Source organism: Micromonospora sediminimaris (assembly GCF_016863575.1).
Classification (GTDB): Bacteria; Actinomycetota; Actinomycetes; order Mycobacteriales; family Micromonosporaceae; genus Micromonospora; species Micromonospora sediminimaris.
Window position 1 is genome coordinate 110,033 of record NZ_BOPD01000021.1, and the last position, 14,491, is coordinate 124,523.

Annotated in this window: 14 protein-coding genes; 11 read left to right on the forward strand and 3 right to left on the reverse strand. The window is 68.6% G+C overall.

Annotated elements, in window-relative coordinates; genetic code table 11:
- The first annotated feature begins 289 nt into the window (after positions 1 to 289).
- Positions 290 to 3,505: a CHAT domain-containing protein gene (locus Vse01_RS18030; RefSeq protein ID WP_093407984.1), complete on the forward strand. Its 3,216-nt coding sequence runs from the start codon at positions 290 to 292 to the stop codon at positions 3,503 to 3,505.
- Positions 3,487 to 3,957 carry a DUF2062 domain-containing protein gene (locus tag Vse01_RS18035; protein WP_139233204.1) on the forward strand — a complete coding sequence of 157 codons (471 nt, stop codon included), beginning with the start codon at positions 3,487 to 3,489 and terminating at the stop codon, positions 3,955 to 3,957. The genes Vse01_RS18030 and Vse01_RS18035 overlap by 19 nt, the downstream gene beginning before the upstream one ends.
- 94 nt (positions 3,958 to 4,051) lie before the next feature.
- Here the strand turns inward: Vse01_RS18035 and Vse01_RS18040 are convergent, their stop codons facing one another.
- Complete coding sequence (locus Vse01_RS18040) at positions 4,052 to 5,029, reverse strand: aminoglycoside phosphotransferase family protein (RefSeq protein WP_093407979.1); 978 nt, start codon at positions 5,027 to 5,029, stop codon at positions 4,052 to 4,054.
- The gene (locus Vse01_RS18045; RefSeq protein ID WP_093407976.1) at positions 5,026 to 5,613 is read right to left on the reverse strand and encodes an HD domain-containing protein; all 588 of its coding nucleotides are present in this window, start codon (positions 5,611 to 5,613) and stop codon (positions 5,026 to 5,028) included. Before Vse01_RS18045 ends, Vse01_RS18040 begins: the two co-directional genes overlap by 4 nt.
- Positions 5,614 to 5,649: 36 nt before the next feature.
- On the opposite strand from Vse01_RS18045, the gene Vse01_RS18050 reads away from it, so the two are divergent.
- Positions 5,650 to 6,096 (forward strand): hypothetical protein, encoded by a 447-nt coding sequence (locus Vse01_RS18050; RefSeq protein WP_093407974.1) that lies wholly within the window; start codon positions 5,650 to 5,652, stop codon positions 6,094 to 6,096.
- On the opposite strand, the gene Vse01_RS18055 is transcribed toward Vse01_RS18050, so the two are convergent.
- The gene (locus tag Vse01_RS18055) at positions 6,086 to 6,691 is read right to left on the reverse strand and encodes a hypothetical protein (protein WP_093407971.1); all 606 of its coding nucleotides are present in this window, start codon (positions 6,689 to 6,691) and stop codon (positions 6,086 to 6,088) included. The genes Vse01_RS18050 and Vse01_RS18055 overlap by 11 nt on opposite strands.
- Positions 6,692 to 7,609: 918 nt before the next feature.
- Here Vse01_RS18055 and Vse01_RS18060 point away from each other — a divergent pair.
- The 8 genes from Vse01_RS18060 (at position 7,610) to Vse01_RS18095 (ending at position 14,471) form a co-directional block, all read left to right on the forward strand.
- Positions 7,610 to 7,885 carry a hypothetical protein gene (locus tag Vse01_RS18060; RefSeq protein ID WP_232511356.1) on the forward strand — a complete coding sequence of 92 codons (276 nt, stop codon included), beginning with the start codon at positions 7,610 to 7,612 and terminating at the stop codon, positions 7,883 to 7,885.
- Positions 7,882 to 8,115: a hypothetical protein gene (locus tag Vse01_RS18065; protein ID WP_093407969.1), complete on the forward strand. Its 234-nt coding sequence runs from the start codon at positions 7,882 to 7,884 to the stop codon at positions 8,113 to 8,115. The genes Vse01_RS18060 and Vse01_RS18065 overlap by 4 nt, the downstream gene beginning before the upstream one ends.
- Positions 8,112 to 8,861 carry a GOLPH3/VPS74 family protein gene (locus Vse01_RS18070; RefSeq protein ID WP_093407966.1) on the forward strand — a complete coding sequence of 250 codons (750 nt, stop codon included), beginning with the start codon at positions 8,112 to 8,114 and terminating at the stop codon, positions 8,859 to 8,861. Before Vse01_RS18065 ends, Vse01_RS18070 begins: the two co-directional genes overlap by 4 nt.
- Before the next feature lie 46 nt (positions 8,862 to 8,907).
- Positions 8,908 to 10,401, forward strand: coding sequence for an APC family permease (locus tag Vse01_RS18075; RefSeq protein WP_093407964.1), 1,494 nt, complete (start codon positions 8,908 to 8,910; stop codon positions 10,399 to 10,401).
- Between the two features lie 13 nt (positions 10,402 to 10,414).
- Complete coding sequence (locus Vse01_RS18080) at positions 10,415 to 11,071, forward strand: GNAT family N-acetyltransferase (RefSeq protein WP_093407961.1); 657 nt, start codon at positions 10,415 to 10,417, stop codon at positions 11,069 to 11,071.
- An 11-nt stretch (positions 11,072 to 11,082) separates the two neighbouring features.
- A complete protein-coding gene (locus Vse01_RS18085) occupies positions 11,083 to 11,691 on the forward strand; it encodes a GNAT family N-acetyltransferase (RefSeq protein WP_170863531.1) in 609 nt (202 codons plus the stop codon).
- A 633-nt stretch (positions 11,692 to 12,324) separates the two neighbouring features.
- Complete coding sequence (locus Vse01_RS18090) at positions 12,325 to 12,825, forward strand: hypothetical protein (RefSeq protein WP_139233202.1); 501 nt, start codon at positions 12,325 to 12,327, stop codon at positions 12,823 to 12,825.
- Between the two features lie 815 nt (positions 12,826 to 13,640).
- Positions 13,641 to 14,471, forward strand: coding sequence for a formyltransferase family protein (locus Vse01_RS18095; RefSeq protein ID WP_170863530.1), 831 nt, complete (start codon positions 13,641 to 13,643; stop codon positions 14,469 to 14,471).
- Positions 14,472 to 14,491 lie beyond the last annotated feature (20 nt).

The following is a 14,491-nucleotide window of genomic DNA, read 5'->3' on the forward strand; positions in this document are numbered from 1 at the left end:
CCGACGGGACACAACCACCTTGGGTAAGGTGCTGGGACTCGACGCCACGCCGCCGTTCTAACCAGCTACCGCCGCGCTCCTCAGCGATGAGTCGTACGTGTCCGTTGTGCGCATCGCCGGCACCCGAGCGAGCGAATAAGGCTGTCCAGACGCTCCTGCACGGCCCGGGCTGGCTGTACATGGCCACCATCGACCTGTTCAACCGCGAGGTCATCGGCTACGCCATGGCCGAGATTTTCCGCCTGATCGGGTGTTCGTCTTTGGCGGCTGTCGAATCTAGTCTCGGTGTATGACGTCTCCCGGTCGGGTAGAACGTGTGGGTTCGGCTGTTCTTGCCGTGGCGGCCGGAAGTAATCAGGAGTACGGAAGCCTTGCTGATCTGATCGCCGCGGTCGACCTCGGCGAGGCGGAATCACCGCCCGACCTGAGTCTGTCCATCAGGGCTGGCGTGGGTAGTGGTGATTTCGATCCGGCTTCCGTCGGGAAGGCCGCTGTCGTTGTGTGTGGGTCCGTGCCGTTCAGTGACTGCCCTGACGGCGACAGGCGCGAGGTCGGGCAGGCGCTGGCGCTGCTTCTCGCCGTTGTCGTTCCGCTGGAGCTGTGGCACCTTGCGCCCCGACCCGTGAGTGACTATCGGGCTGTACTTGTTCATATCGACGATCCGGTCGAAAGGGCCACCGGTCTTTACCAGGCGTCGTCGGTCGCGCGTGAGGTCGGGAACCTTCGGGAGGCACTTGCGCTGCTGCACACGTTGAGCGAGTCGGCGCCGACGTTGCCGGATCTGATGAATGCGGCATACCATGCCGCAACCGGCAACACGTATCTCGAACTGGCCGACTTCGACCGTAGCGACGAGCACTACCGGGCGGCGGCTGCGGTGGTGGATCGGGTGTTGCGCGAGAATCCCACACCGGATCCGGCTTTTCTCCGGCTGCGGCTTGATCTGGTCGTGCGGCAGTTCCGGTTGTTCGGATACAGCGGCAAACCCGGGCATCGGCCCGACTCCGAGGACGTTTCCGTGTTCGCCGGGCTCGGGGGCGATGGCTCGATGGTGGGGGCCGAGGGCGTTGACCCGCGGATCGGTGCCGGATTACCGGAGCCGGTCTCCGCGTCGGGGGTCGGCTCTGTCGAGACGGAAACGGGCGGGCATTCCCGGGAGGTGCTGTCGGTTCTTCTGACGTCGGTGCAGGAAGCGCGGGCGCGGAATGATCCAGCGGAGGCCCGCGACATTCTCGGCAGGTTGACGGAGGCCGTCCCGACGTACGACTTCTGGACCCTTGCCCCACTGCACGGCGAAGCCGCTGATCTGGCCCACAGCCTAGGGGGCCGGGCGGAACTGGTGCTGTGGCACACCTATCTGGCTCTGTGTGCGGACCTGCTGACCGGCAGCGTCCGGGAACTCGGTGCCCGTCTCACCGTCTACGCCAAGCGCCTGTCGGAGTGCGGTCTGTACCTCGCCGCCCGCAACCTGGCCCGATGGGGGCGCGACGCGGTACCGATGCCGCTGTTCGACGCCGACATCAAGGCCAATATCGGCTACGTCCTTTTCCGTGATGGAGCGGTGAACCTCGCCTGCAAACTGTATGACGCAAGCCTTACGGCATCGGCATCCGAGCTGGTGCAGGCCCAACGGGATACCGTTTTCCAGTTGATCGGCGACCAGGACGGTTCCGCTCTGACGCCGGACGAGCGGGCCGACACCAGGTCGCTTCGAGAGAGGTACTCCGCCGCAGGATGGCGGGCCACGGCGCAACTGCTCCGCAGCGACCCGGCGGAAGTGGATCGCTGGGGCGATCTGCTTCTCTACTCGGTAGGCCCGTTGCCTGAGCAGGCTCCGGCGTTGGAGGCCCTGCTCGGCGTGGCTCCCCGTTCGCCCGCGGATGGAGCAGGGTTCGACCAGATCAAGGGCATGCTGTACGGAATGCTCGCTCGCGACGGCTTCCTCGGCTACATGTCCCGCAACAGGGGCATCCCGGAATGGGCACTCACCGCCTGGGTTCTCTCCTCTGACAACCCGACCCGGGCCCGGGTGGAGTTCGCACTCGATCTAGCAGTCGGCGACCGACGCGGGGAGCACCGGGAACTGATCATCGATCCCGCTCCGAACGGCGCAACGGTCAACGGCACAATGCTCCGCGAACTGGTCGCGAAGACCGATCACATGCTCGCGTTGCGTTTCGCGGCCTCGCGTCCGGACGCCGAGCTCGGCGATCAGGCAGCCGAACGGAAACTGCGCCGCTGGGCGGTGCGGACGCTGGCCGAACACGGCCGACGCCTCCCGTTCGCGGTGCGGGCCCAGCCGTTGCGGCCCCAAGGTGAGGAGTTCCAGCGCCGGCAACAGGAGCATCTTGCCGCCGTGACGCGACTGCCGCTCCATTTGCAGATGGCCATGGCGTCCTTCGCTCAGGAACGGAACCTGGCCGCCGCCACCGGGATCCCGGACGTGCGCCGATTCCTCGACAACCAGTTGTCCCGGCTCTCCACCGCCGACGCCGACGCGCTCCGGCGGGTGTACGCCCTGCGGCCACAGGCCGCCGACATCCTGGTCACACACACGAACAAGCTGCGAACCGAAGCCGCCGACTGGTTCGACCACGACCGTCAGCAAATCATCGACGTCGTGCAGGGCGCGGAGGCCGCACATCTAATCACCGTCCACCGCACAGGCACCGTGGCGGTCGAGATGACCCGGGTCGACATCTCACGGAAAGAGGCGGAGTCCACTCCCGGATCCGCCGGCTCGGCAACGGCCGACCAGTTCGCGGCGGCGCTGGCCGACACCGCCGGTGACGCCACACAGATCGCGCTGCGGCTCCGGGCACCCTGGGAGGCGATGCCGATCGAGAACATCCCCGGCCCCACCGGACAGACGCTGGCGCAGCGTGCCGTGGTGGTCCGGCGGCACCGCCGACGGCCGGGATTCCGCGCCGCGACCGCGACATTTGGTGAGCGGGTACAGGTCTTCGGCGACCCCCGCAGCGGCGATACGAGACTGGGACTGCCCGGCGCCGCAGACGAGGCCCGGGAAGTGGCCCGCCTGCTCGGCGCCGCAGCCCATATCGGCCCCGACTGCGCCTGGGGGCGGTTAGCGGCCGGGGCACGGTTCGCCGACCTCCTATGGATCTCCACGCACGGCGACCCGATCGCTGAGCTGGGCCGCATGTCCGCCCTGCTGATGCACGAACGCTGGATCCTGCCGTCCGAACTCGCCACGCTGCAGGTCGACCCGAGCCTCGTCGTGGTACTCGCCGTGTGCGGCAAGCAGCAGCGGCCCACGGAACGGAACATGACCGAACCGCCCCTGGCGGTCAGCCTGCTCGACGCTGGCGCGAGCCTCGTCCTCTCGTCGATACGCCCCATCCACGACCGGACCTGGGGACCACTCGTAGTCGACGCCCTCCGCGAGGTGGCCAAGACCGAACGAACCTACGCCGCACTCGCACGGGCACTCAACGCCCGCACACCTGCCGGTGAAGGACCCGGCCCATGGATCATGCACGCCTAGCCGACACGCCGGGTCAACCCGACCATCACCACCGAGAAAGCGAAGGCATGTCCGACGACTATCTGCAGTTCGAGATCGAGAACAGCCAACTCGACCCGGCCGACCTGGACGGTTTCCTGCCCGGGCCGGTGACCGCGGTCGACGCCCCGAACGGGAACCGGGGCCTCGCAGCCGACCTTCTCATCGGCGGCGTCGTGAACGGAGCGACCGCCGGGGCCGTGTCCGTCGTGGTCGTGCAGTTCTGGACGGCACTGCGCCGACACCGCGAACGACAACTGACCGAAAGCGCCGGGGACGAGGCCACGATCAGCATCGAGGAAGGCGACCAACGGATACAGATCGTGGTACCCCTCCACGGAGACGGCTCCACAGCCGGCCGCGAGGTCGAAGTCCAGATCGACAACGCCGGCATGAAGAATCCGGGCAAGGTCCACATTCGCCTGCATGGCTGACGTTGATACATTGCCGGGGATGGCCTGGTACCACCGCTCGGTGATCTGCACTAACGCTTTGCGGACGAGGCGTGGGTGTCGACGATGAGCCGTTTCACGATGGGCTTCCCGCTTCCACTGGTAGGCGGGCTGGGCTGGCAGGTGGTGCTGCTCCGAGCAGCTGTGTGGCCCCGTGGAGCTGCCGGAGCACGACCTGGGTGTGACGGCGGTCGGTGTCGGGCCGGTGGTGGCTGGCGGCGGCGGTGGTCAGGAACCACCAGGCCGCCCAGACCCGGTGCCAGCCCAGCGCCCACCGGGCGGCGGGCAGGCCGTCCCGGTCGGCTTCCGCGTCTGGGTGCCCGCCCGCGGCGACGTAGGCGCGGATGAGTCGGGTGAGCAGTCGGGGTTCGGGTGGTGTGCGGGTGCCGAACCAGGTCGCCAGGTCGAGCAGGCCCGGTCCGGTGAACGCTTTGGCCCAGTCGACGAGCCGGCATCCGGTACTGCTGACGTGCAGCGAGCTGCGGTGGAACTCGCCGTGGCACAGCCCGAAGGGTGGCCGTTCGGCGCCGTCGGCCCGGCGTTGTGCGACGGCGGCCAGCCGCTGTAGCGACTCCTCGATCGGCCTGGAGTCGGGGAAGCGTTCCTGCCGGCGCAGCGCGTAAAGGGCGTCGAGTGCCTGTCCGGGCAGCCGCGCCAGGCCCGCCTGGTCGAACGTTGGCAGGCCGGTGATGCCGGCAACGGTGTGGACCCAGCGGGCCGCGGCGGCGGCCTCCGCCGCGGTCGCTGCCCGGACCGGGGCGTCGAGGTCGTCCATCAGCATGCCCAGCGTCTGGGGGCGCATCGCGTAACCGTGCAGCACCGGAACGGCGGCTTCCTGGTCGTTGAGCGCCCGCAGCACGCTCGCCTCGCCGGTGAACGGCGCGACGGCGACCTTGCAGACCACGCTGCTGCCGTCAGCGAAGAACAGCCGCTCCACAGCGGACAGCTCCCACTGCCCGATGCCCTGCCGCCCGGCCGGTACCCGCCGCGCGGCGGTCAGCAGGTCACATCGCAGCTGCGCGACGAGGCGCTCGTCGAGCCTGGGTGCGTTCACCGTGGCCCCGATGCGCCGATGGCGGCGGTGACCTGTTCGAGCCGGGCGAGGACGGCGTGCAGATGCGCCGACATGCTCGCCGGCACCCGCAGATGCGCCGCCCGCTGAAAGGCCCGGAAGTGCGGCAGCAGCCCGCACAGCACCGGCCGGCGGGCGAAGAAACCAGTCACGTCCCCGGTGATCCGCGCCCGCCGCAGCAGCGAGGTCAGCGCGACGATCTTGTCGGCGGTGGAGGCGAGCAGCACCGGCTGGTCATCCACACAGATGGGCGGGTCGGGTTCGTCGAGGGCGGAATGTTCGGCCTGGAGCGCGGCGATGATCCGCGCCACCTCGGGCCCGTAGCCGGCGGTGAGGACCTGGTACACGTCCACTGTGGCCGGGGCGAGGTCCGGTGCGTCGTGCAGCAGCGCCGCCGCGATCACCTCTCGTGGCGGCGCGGGCACGTGGTCACCGATGATCACCGCGACCCGGACCGCGTGGACCAGGGCCGGCCGGTCATCGATGCGGTGCCCCGCACACCATGCCCTGGCGTCACGCAGGGCACGGTCGATGACGGCAGGACGTGGGGGCGATAAGACCGTCATACCCTGATACCTCCTGATTGCCGTACGATCGGCGCCATGTCCGGGCCCCTTCCGCACTGGTGTGAGCAGACCTGCGTCGTGTGTCCCGCTCAGCAGCTCGGACCGGGCCAGTTCGACGTGGTCGACCGGCCCGGACCCGAGTTCGCCTACCGCCCCGACCTCGGCTGGCGGGCCACCGCCGACGGCGTCGCCGTGTGCGTCCACCCCTTCCGGGTGGGCCTTCCCACCGGCCGGTACGCCTCGGCCGGGGAACCGATTCCCGACCAGGCGCCCCGGCCGGCGCCGACACCGGCGGCCCTGGAACTGCCCGCCGACCTGGTGGATCTGGAAGGCTGGCTCGTCGCCGTGCTGCGGGACGCACCCCCCGAGCAGATCTTCACCGCGGTCGCCCGGGCGGAACGGCTGGCCGGCGAGCGGTTCGACCCGAAGCGGGTGGTGGCCGCCATGCGGCGAGTGCTGTCCGTGGAGCTGGCTAACCGCTGACCCCGGCAGCGACCGGCTCGGGCCGGTCGAAGTCAAAGTCGTGGCTACGCCCGTCGCGTCCGAGACCGGCCGCCTGGTAGCGGGTGTTGAGCAGGTCCAGGCGTCGGGTCACCTCGGCCGAGTCCAGCCAGTACCGCAGCGGCTGCTCACCCCACCCCGCAGCGGCGTAGTACGCGTCGGTGACACATCCACGGGTGTAGGTGAACTCTTCCAGCTCCGTGGCGTGGGGGAAGACCACTGCCAGGTCGGCCTGCATCCGCGTCATCAGCGTGAACTGCGCCAGCACCGCGTGGATCATCTCGTCCACCGGCGCCGGCACCAGCAGCTCGGCGGCCCGCTCATCGCCGCCGGACAACGCGAACACCGCCGCCTTGAGGGCCAGCACCCGCAGCGCCTCTTCCAGCAGCGCCCCGGCGTCACGCTCCAGCGACCAGCGGCTGATCGCCGGGTATCCGGTGAACGTGGCCCAACAGGTGGAGTACGTCATCGACGAGCTGTGCAACCGGTCGTAGGCCGGGTGGGCGCGCATCCGGTCGAGGATCTCCGCGGCCCGACGACCGACCTCGGTGACTTGCGGCATCGATGAACTGGTCATGGTGCATCCCTCCCAAGGGGCAGTGGACACAGGGAGACCGCGCGCCGCGCTGCGGCGGCGGTCCCTCACCACCCGCCGAACCCGTGCGGGTGGTGACAAAGCCATCAGAAGCTGTCGTCGCCGATGTCGATAAGAGACACCGTTGACCTCCGACAATCCGCCGACATTTCGCCGTGAACGCCGTCCGGCGCTATCCCCGCACCGGGATTGTTGCCGGAATGTCGGAACCCGCCGGCAGGTCTGGCCGACATCGATCGACCTCGCCTTTAGTCGTCTCGTTGGCACGCGATCCTGCCGGCCGGCAGCCTGTCGAGCCGGGGGCACCACGGCTTCCTCATTCCGCCGTGTCATGGGTCGTTGACCGTGCGATCTGGAGGGTTCTGCTGTGCGTGTTGCCCGGAGACTGGCGTTGTGGCTGGCCATTCCGCTGTCCGCGACCATGCTCGTCGCCGCGTGGGGTGTGACCTCGACGGGACGCCAGGCGATGGCCACCGATCGGCTGCCATCGCCGGCTGCAATCTCGTCGGCTGTCGGTGACGTGCCCCATCAGGTTGATCGGAAGTGTCAGGTCGCGGCGGTGGTGGTCTCGGATGCCGGTGGCGGGTTGAACGCTTCTGGAGCAGGGCGCCGTTCCGACAGCGCGAGCCGGCCACGCATCTCACACAGAAAGGTGATGGCAGTGCGCGTCAAGTGGTTCGTCCCTGCTGACGGCGAGCACCCGTTCAGGCCCTTCGGCATTGACTGCGAGGATGCAGCCACGCGCTTCGCCAGCTGTGGCGAGGCGACGCCTCGCGACCAGGATGAAAACACCGCACTGCCCCCTGGCGCCCTCGATCGGCGTCGGCCGTGCGGGGCGAACTCCAGTCGCCCGGTCCTGGACTCCCACCCTCGACATCGAGGGCGTCGAAGGACGCGGCCGTGAACCGCAGCCCGCAGCCCCTGCCCGACGTCGCCCCGGGCACTCTGCTCCACCTTGAGGCGAACGACTGGTCCTACGGCCGTGACCTCATCCCCGGGACTCCCGTGGCCGTCACCGTGGCCGCGATTCGCGACCTGCCGAACCGCAGCGACGAGTGGGTCTGGATCCTCGGTCACCGGCCTGAGTGCGACTACCCGCATGTTGACCGGCATCCGCCGTGCATGGAGGTGCGGGTCACCGTGGCCGCACTACACCGCCGGAGTTCTGTTTCATGACCGGCACCGACGACGGTGACCGCCCCGTGGATTGCTTCGAATCGGCGCGCAACACGGTGCTCCAGCATCGCGACGGCGGTACCTGCTTCCACTGCCAGACCGGTGGATGCGGGCAACACGCCTGGGCGATCGAGGAGCTCGCCCGCCACCCCGGCGGCCGGAAGCTCCTCCGGCAGCTCGGGTTTCCCATCCCCTCTGACGAGTCGACCGAGGAAGGTCAGCCGCGGTGAACACCCCACCCTCCGGCGTATCCAACGACCACGCACCCCACCTGTATGAGCATCAGGCACCAGTAGAGCCGGCCCGGCCGGTACGGGCCGTTGGCAGCGCCGCCGCCCACACCACCGTCCGTCTCGCCGACGAGTTCTTCTACCTGTCCCACGACGACCAGACCGGACGTCCGCGTCTGTTCGAGTCGGCGACGGCACACGGCCTGGCCGCCGCGTTGTTGGCCGAGTTGTACCAGGAGGGTCGGGTCACGTTCGAGGGCCGGCATGTGCGGGTGCTCAATGCCTCGCCGCCGAAGGATTGGCTGCAGCATCTCGTCCTGGACCGTCTGGTGGCCGAGCCGCGTCACACCGCGACCCGGACGTGGTTGTCGTTCCTCGCCACCACCGCCTACGAGCAGGTGATCACCCGGATGTGGCAGCTCGGGCTGCTGCGGCCGGAGCAGGTCGGCCGGCTGTGGCGCCAGCGCACCGTCTACGTCCCCACCGACGTGAACACGGCCGCCTGGTCCTGGGCTCGCCTGTCCTTCCAACTGCGCAACTACCAGCCGCTCAACGCCTTCGACCAAACCCTTGCGGGCCTGGCGCTGCACACGCAGCTCGACCCGATCCTGCTCGACGGCACACCGCTTGCCGTCCGCGCGTTCCTGCGCCACCAGGTCGAGCAGGCCCCGCCCCCGCTACGCGATCTCCTCGCTGACCTCGGTGCCGTCGTCGGCGGCGCAGTGCTGAGCCACCGCACCTCCTGACTGCGGCCACGTCCCTATCCATCCCCTCTTTGCTGAGAGAGAGCCGATGTTGCACTCGAAACCCGACACCGTGTCCGCCGTCCTCGCGCGGGGGCGGCTCGGTATCCCGTCGGTGGTGTTCTTCGTCATCGCCGCCGCCGCACCCCTCACCGTCGTCGCGGGCGGCGCGACCACCGGGTACGCGGTCACCGGCGTCACCGGCATCCCCGTGGCCTATCTGCTGGTAGCCGCCGTGCTGGCGCTGTTCGCGGTCGGCTACGTGGCCATGTCCCGGCGGATCGTCAACGCGGGCGCCTTCTACACCTACATCACCCGAGGACTCGGCCGCCCCGCCGGCGTCGGCGCGGCCATGGTCGCGCTGCTCGCCTACAACGCAATGCAGATCGGCCTGTACGGCGGGGCCGGCGCGGTCACCGCCGCATTCCTCAACGACCGGTACGGCTGGCAGCTCACCTGGTGGATCTGCGCCCTCGCCGTCTGGGCCATCGTCACCGCGCTCGGCGTGGCGCGGATCGACCTCAACGGGCGCGTCCTCGCCGTCGTCCTGATCGCCGAATGCGTCGTCGCACTGACCTTCGACGCCATCATGCTCACCCACCCCGCCAACGGCACCGTCAGCTTCGACACCCTCGCCCCGACGCACCTGGTCGCCGCCGGCATCGGCGCCGCCCTGGTCACCGCCATCACCGGCTTCGTCGGCTTCGAAGGCACCGTCGTGTTCTCCGAGGAGACCAAGGATCCCCGGCGAACGATCGCCCGCGCCACCTACATCGCCGTCGCGGTGACAGGGCTCCTGTACGGGCTGTCCGCGTGGGCGATGTCCGTGGCCACCGGACCCGACCGCATCGTCGACGCCGCTCGCACCGACGGCACCGACCTCATCTTCAACCTCGTGTCGCCCTACCTGAGCCAAAGTGTCATCACCGTCGCCCGGGTCCTGTTCATCACCAGCCTGTTCGCCGCCCTACTGTCCTTCCACCACACCGTCGCCCGCTACCTGTTCGCCCTCGGCCGCGAACGGGTACTCCCGGCCGTGCTCGGTCGCACCAGCCGCCGCACCGGCGCACCCAAGACCGGCTCCCTCGCCCAGAGCGTCCTCGCCTTCGCCGTGCTCGTCGGCTACGCCCTCGCCGGGGCGGACCCGATCGTGCACCTGTTCTTCTGGATCACCGTCACCGGCGGCCTCGGCGTCCTCATCCTCATGACCCTCACCTCCGCCGCCGTCATCGGCTTCTTCGCCCGAACCAGCCACGGCGAAGGAGCGTGGCGGTCGGTGATCGCGCCGGGGATCGCCTCGGTGGCGCTCGGCGGGATCCTCACCGTCACCCTGCGCGAGTTCGCCACCCTCCTCGGAGTAGCACCAGGCTCGCCGCTGCGCTGGGCGTTCCCCGCCGCGTACGCCGCCGCCGCGCTGCTCGGCATCGCCTGGGCGCTGATCCTGCGCACCACCAACCCCGATGTGTACGCGGCGATCGGCTTGGGCGCGGACAGCGACACCGGACCCCTACGCGCCCCCGACCTCGCCCGCCAACCCGCCTGACCAGAGGGAAGCTGTGACCGCAACCAACACGAATCTGTTCGTCCGCCCCGCCACCGAAGCCGACGCCGGACCGCTGATCGGAGTCCTCGCTGAGGCGTTCCACGACGGCGCCGTCGCCGACTGGCTGATCCCCGACCCGACCGACCGCCGAACCGTCTACTACCGGTACTTCACCGACGCCTTCCACCACGGCCTGACCCACGGGCAGGTCTACACGACCGGCGATCAGACGGCGGTGGCGATCTGGTACCCCCGTCTCGAACGCACCTCAACCGACACCCGGGAACGGCTGGAGTCGCTGGAGGCCGTCGCCGGCGTGTACGCGCCGAGGTTCGTGCTGCTGGAGGAAATGTTCGACGCCTTCCACCCCGACGATCCGCACCACTACCTCGCCTACCTCGCCGTGGACCCCACCCGGCAGAACCGCGGTATCGGCGCCGCCCTGCTCGCCGACCATCACCGTCGCCTCGACGACCTTGGCCTGCCGGCGTACCTGGAAGCCACCACCATGCGCAATCGGCGGCTCTACCTGCGCCACGGCTATACCGCCGGCCCCACCATCGTGCTCCCCACCGGTGGGCCCATCATCTGGCGAATGTGGCGCGGCGCCCCCAGCAGCGGCGGCCGGACCCCGTTCCCGCGCACCCTGCCACGTCGGCGGCCCCTGTGACCGCCCCCGCCGTGACCGCGCCACCCATCCGGCCCGCCCAGCCCAGCGACGTCGCCACCATCGCCGCGCTGCTCACCGACGCCGACGCCGCTGATCCGGTCGCACACTGGCTGGTACCAGACCTGGTCGAACGGCAGCACATCTTCCACGCGCTGCTCGCCATGGAAGTCGACCACGCCGTCGAATGGGGACACGTCGATATCACGGTCGACATGACCGCCGTCGCCGTCTGGCGCCACCACCCCGCACCGCAGGCGCCACCGCTGTCCGACTACCACCTGAACACCTTCACCGGCCGACACCTAACCCGCTTCCAGCACCTCCACACCCTGGTCCGCCGATACCGCACCGCCGCCGCACACCACTGGCTGGCCTGGCTGCACGTCACCCCCCACGCCCGCCACCGCGGCATCGGTCAGGCGCTGCTCGCCCACCATCACCAGCGGGTCGACAAGCTCGGCTACCCGGTCGACACCATCGCCACCACCATCACGGTCCGGAACCACCTGACCAGACACGGCTACCGCGCAGGCACCCCGCTGCGCCTCATCGACGGTCCACAGCTGTGGCCCCTACGTCGCGCCGGCCGACCCGTCCCGCTCACCGCGGTGACCGGCTGAACCGCCACCTCGACACCCGGACCCCGAGGGCTGCCTCAACGGCGCGGCAGCCCTCGGGTCCGCACCAACCCACGGCAAGGACACCCGCACACCCATGCGCCGCTTGACCGCGCCGGCCCCTGCTACCAATCCCGCAGGGGCGGTAGCAGGGGGCACGCTCGGCGGGCAGGGCGTCCGCGGTGCGCGGTGGCGGACAGGCATGCACCTGGCGATGCAGGCGTCCGCCACCGCCGACCTCGTCGTACCGCTACTCGGGTCCAAAATCCCCGGCGCGCAGGGCTACGCCCAGCAGTCCGGCAGCTCCTGCGGCGACGCATTCGGCACGGCCCGAACATCGGCGCACCTTCATGGCCCTCACCCAGGAGATGCGGGAGAACGTTGCCGGTCAGCGGCTCATCGCCGTCTGTCGGCGTATGGGGTCCGCTACAGAGTCAGGTACGCGCCGACCTACGGTATCCGCATACCCACTCCCAAGAGCTCTGCCGTGTGCGGGCCGCCCTGCCGCCAGGCGATTCCACCGTCCATGCTCGGCTATCAGCGATCCGACCACAACGAACAGAGTGGCCGGGGCCGTGCGTACCGAGGCTTGGGCGTGATCAGCTTTGCGGGGGAGGAGTAGCCAGGCATCCGGCGGTGACCTTCCTGCCGTACCTGTGTGTGGCGTTCTACTATGGAACGGGCACGGACATCACGAGTTGTCGATTGATGCGCCGCTGTCGCCACGGATCGGTCTCGGCGGTGGAGGTGGAGATGGACCTCGTGTCAGCTACTGTCCTAGCGGCGCTGGCCAGCGGTGCAGGTGGAGAGATGGGCCGGCAGGCCTGGGCGGCTCTCACATCGTTGGTGCGCAGCCGGCGTCGCTCTACCGACAGCGGGGATTTCTCAGCCCTGCCGACGGGGGAGCAGGAACTGGACGAACTCGAGGTGGCGCCGGCGGACTCGGAGGCTGCCGCCCGATTGGCTGCGGTGCTGCGCCGCCGCGCCGAAGCTGACGACGAGTTCGCCGCCGACCTGACGAAGCTGCTGGCCCCGGTTACGCCTGACTTCTCGCAGGTGAACAACTCCATCAGTGGCACAGTCTCAGGTACTGCCATCCAAGGTCGAGACTTTCACGGGCCGATAACGTTCACCTGACCAGCACGTTCGGTGATGCGAATAGTGGGCCAGTAATGGCTGGGCAGTCCTCGGGCTGAGTGCCTGGGTCGTGACCGGGGAGCCCACAACGCGCCTCGCTGCCGATCCTGGCGCTCAATCATCCAGCGCGCGACCTGATCCGGCTCCTCCGCTGCCGGCGAACCTCGTCCCATCCGGACTGCGGGGGTGTGCCTAGATGTACCCGCCTATAAGGGTAAGGACACGGACCAATCGACATCGATACCGCGATACGTCGATCGCGGTGACCTATGTTTGGTGGTTGCTGCGCTGCTGATACGCCGCCGTAGCGCCCAGGAGGAGATCAGGTGAGATCTTCACGGCCGTTTCTCCTGGTAGGACGTTCGTCAACTCACCCTCGGTGGCATCGTCCAACCGTAGGCCCTGAACCACGATATCGCCGTCTTCGGCAATGTAGATGGTGGGACAACTGCTGGACGACTCGCCATACAACAGCCTTAGCTTCATCAATCGCCCCTGCTGCGCTCGTCGTTGCCTTCAAACGTGTGCGAGATGGCCAGTATCCGATACATCACGCTACGTAGTCAAGGTTTAGGGTGTTCACGTTGGTCGATCACGTAAGGCCCTGACCTGCGGCAACGCCGGCCACCGGCGCAACTCGCCGCCGGCGCGAGTCCTCGGCCACCGCACCTGCGCGAGACTCATTTGGCTTCACACGCGACAACCAAATCAGTGCCACCACTTCTGCCAGCACACGTGCATCGACTGTAGGTAAAGCGTTAAGTTTGACGACCACAGGTGTCGACCTCTGATCGATCGGACATGCCATGACGCCCATGCGCGTGGCCTACGCTGGCCATGACTTCTTCTCATCCTGCCTGGAGCTATTGGCGCAGCGTGCCGACCTCGATCTCGTCGTGATTTTCAGCGACGGCCCCGGGGGTCAGCCCACCGACAATGTCCGCGCCATCGCTGCCGCCCGGAACACGCCCGTCCGGACTGGACGGTGGTCGACCGAGCAGATCGAGGCCTTCAACACCCTGGACGTTGACCTGCTGGTCTGTGCGGCGTACATGTACCGCATTCCGGTCGAACACCTTGATGTCAGCTATGCGGTCAATGTCCATCCAACCCTGCTGCCCTACGGCCGCGGCCCCAACCCGCTGGCCTACCTCACATTCGAACACCCCGAGCTCAACGGGATCACCATTCACGAGATGACCCCCGAGCTCGACCAAGGGCCCATCCTGCTACAGGAGCCCTTCGACCGCGACACCGACGACGGTTTCGACGAGACGTTCCTCAAACTCTGGGCGTACGCGCCCCGCGCACTACAACGCCTCATCGACGACATCGATCACTACTTCCAACACAAGCGTGACCAAGGCGCCGGATCGTACTGGCCCGAACCACCCGAGGCTGAACGCACCCTGCACGCCGCCACCGCCACCGTCGCCGACGCCCAGCGTCTGCAGGCGCGATTCGGTCACCTCGGCTTCGTGCTGTATCCGGCCGACGCACCGCCCCTGCAGGTACGCAGCCTGACAGCATCACGCTGCCAGCATCAGTACCCACCCGGCCGCCTCGCCGCGAAACTGCACCACGGTTGGATCGTCGCGGTGTCCGACGGTCTCGTGCACATCCACCCCGCGCAGCCACGAACCTGAAGCGCAAGGGAGGACATCGC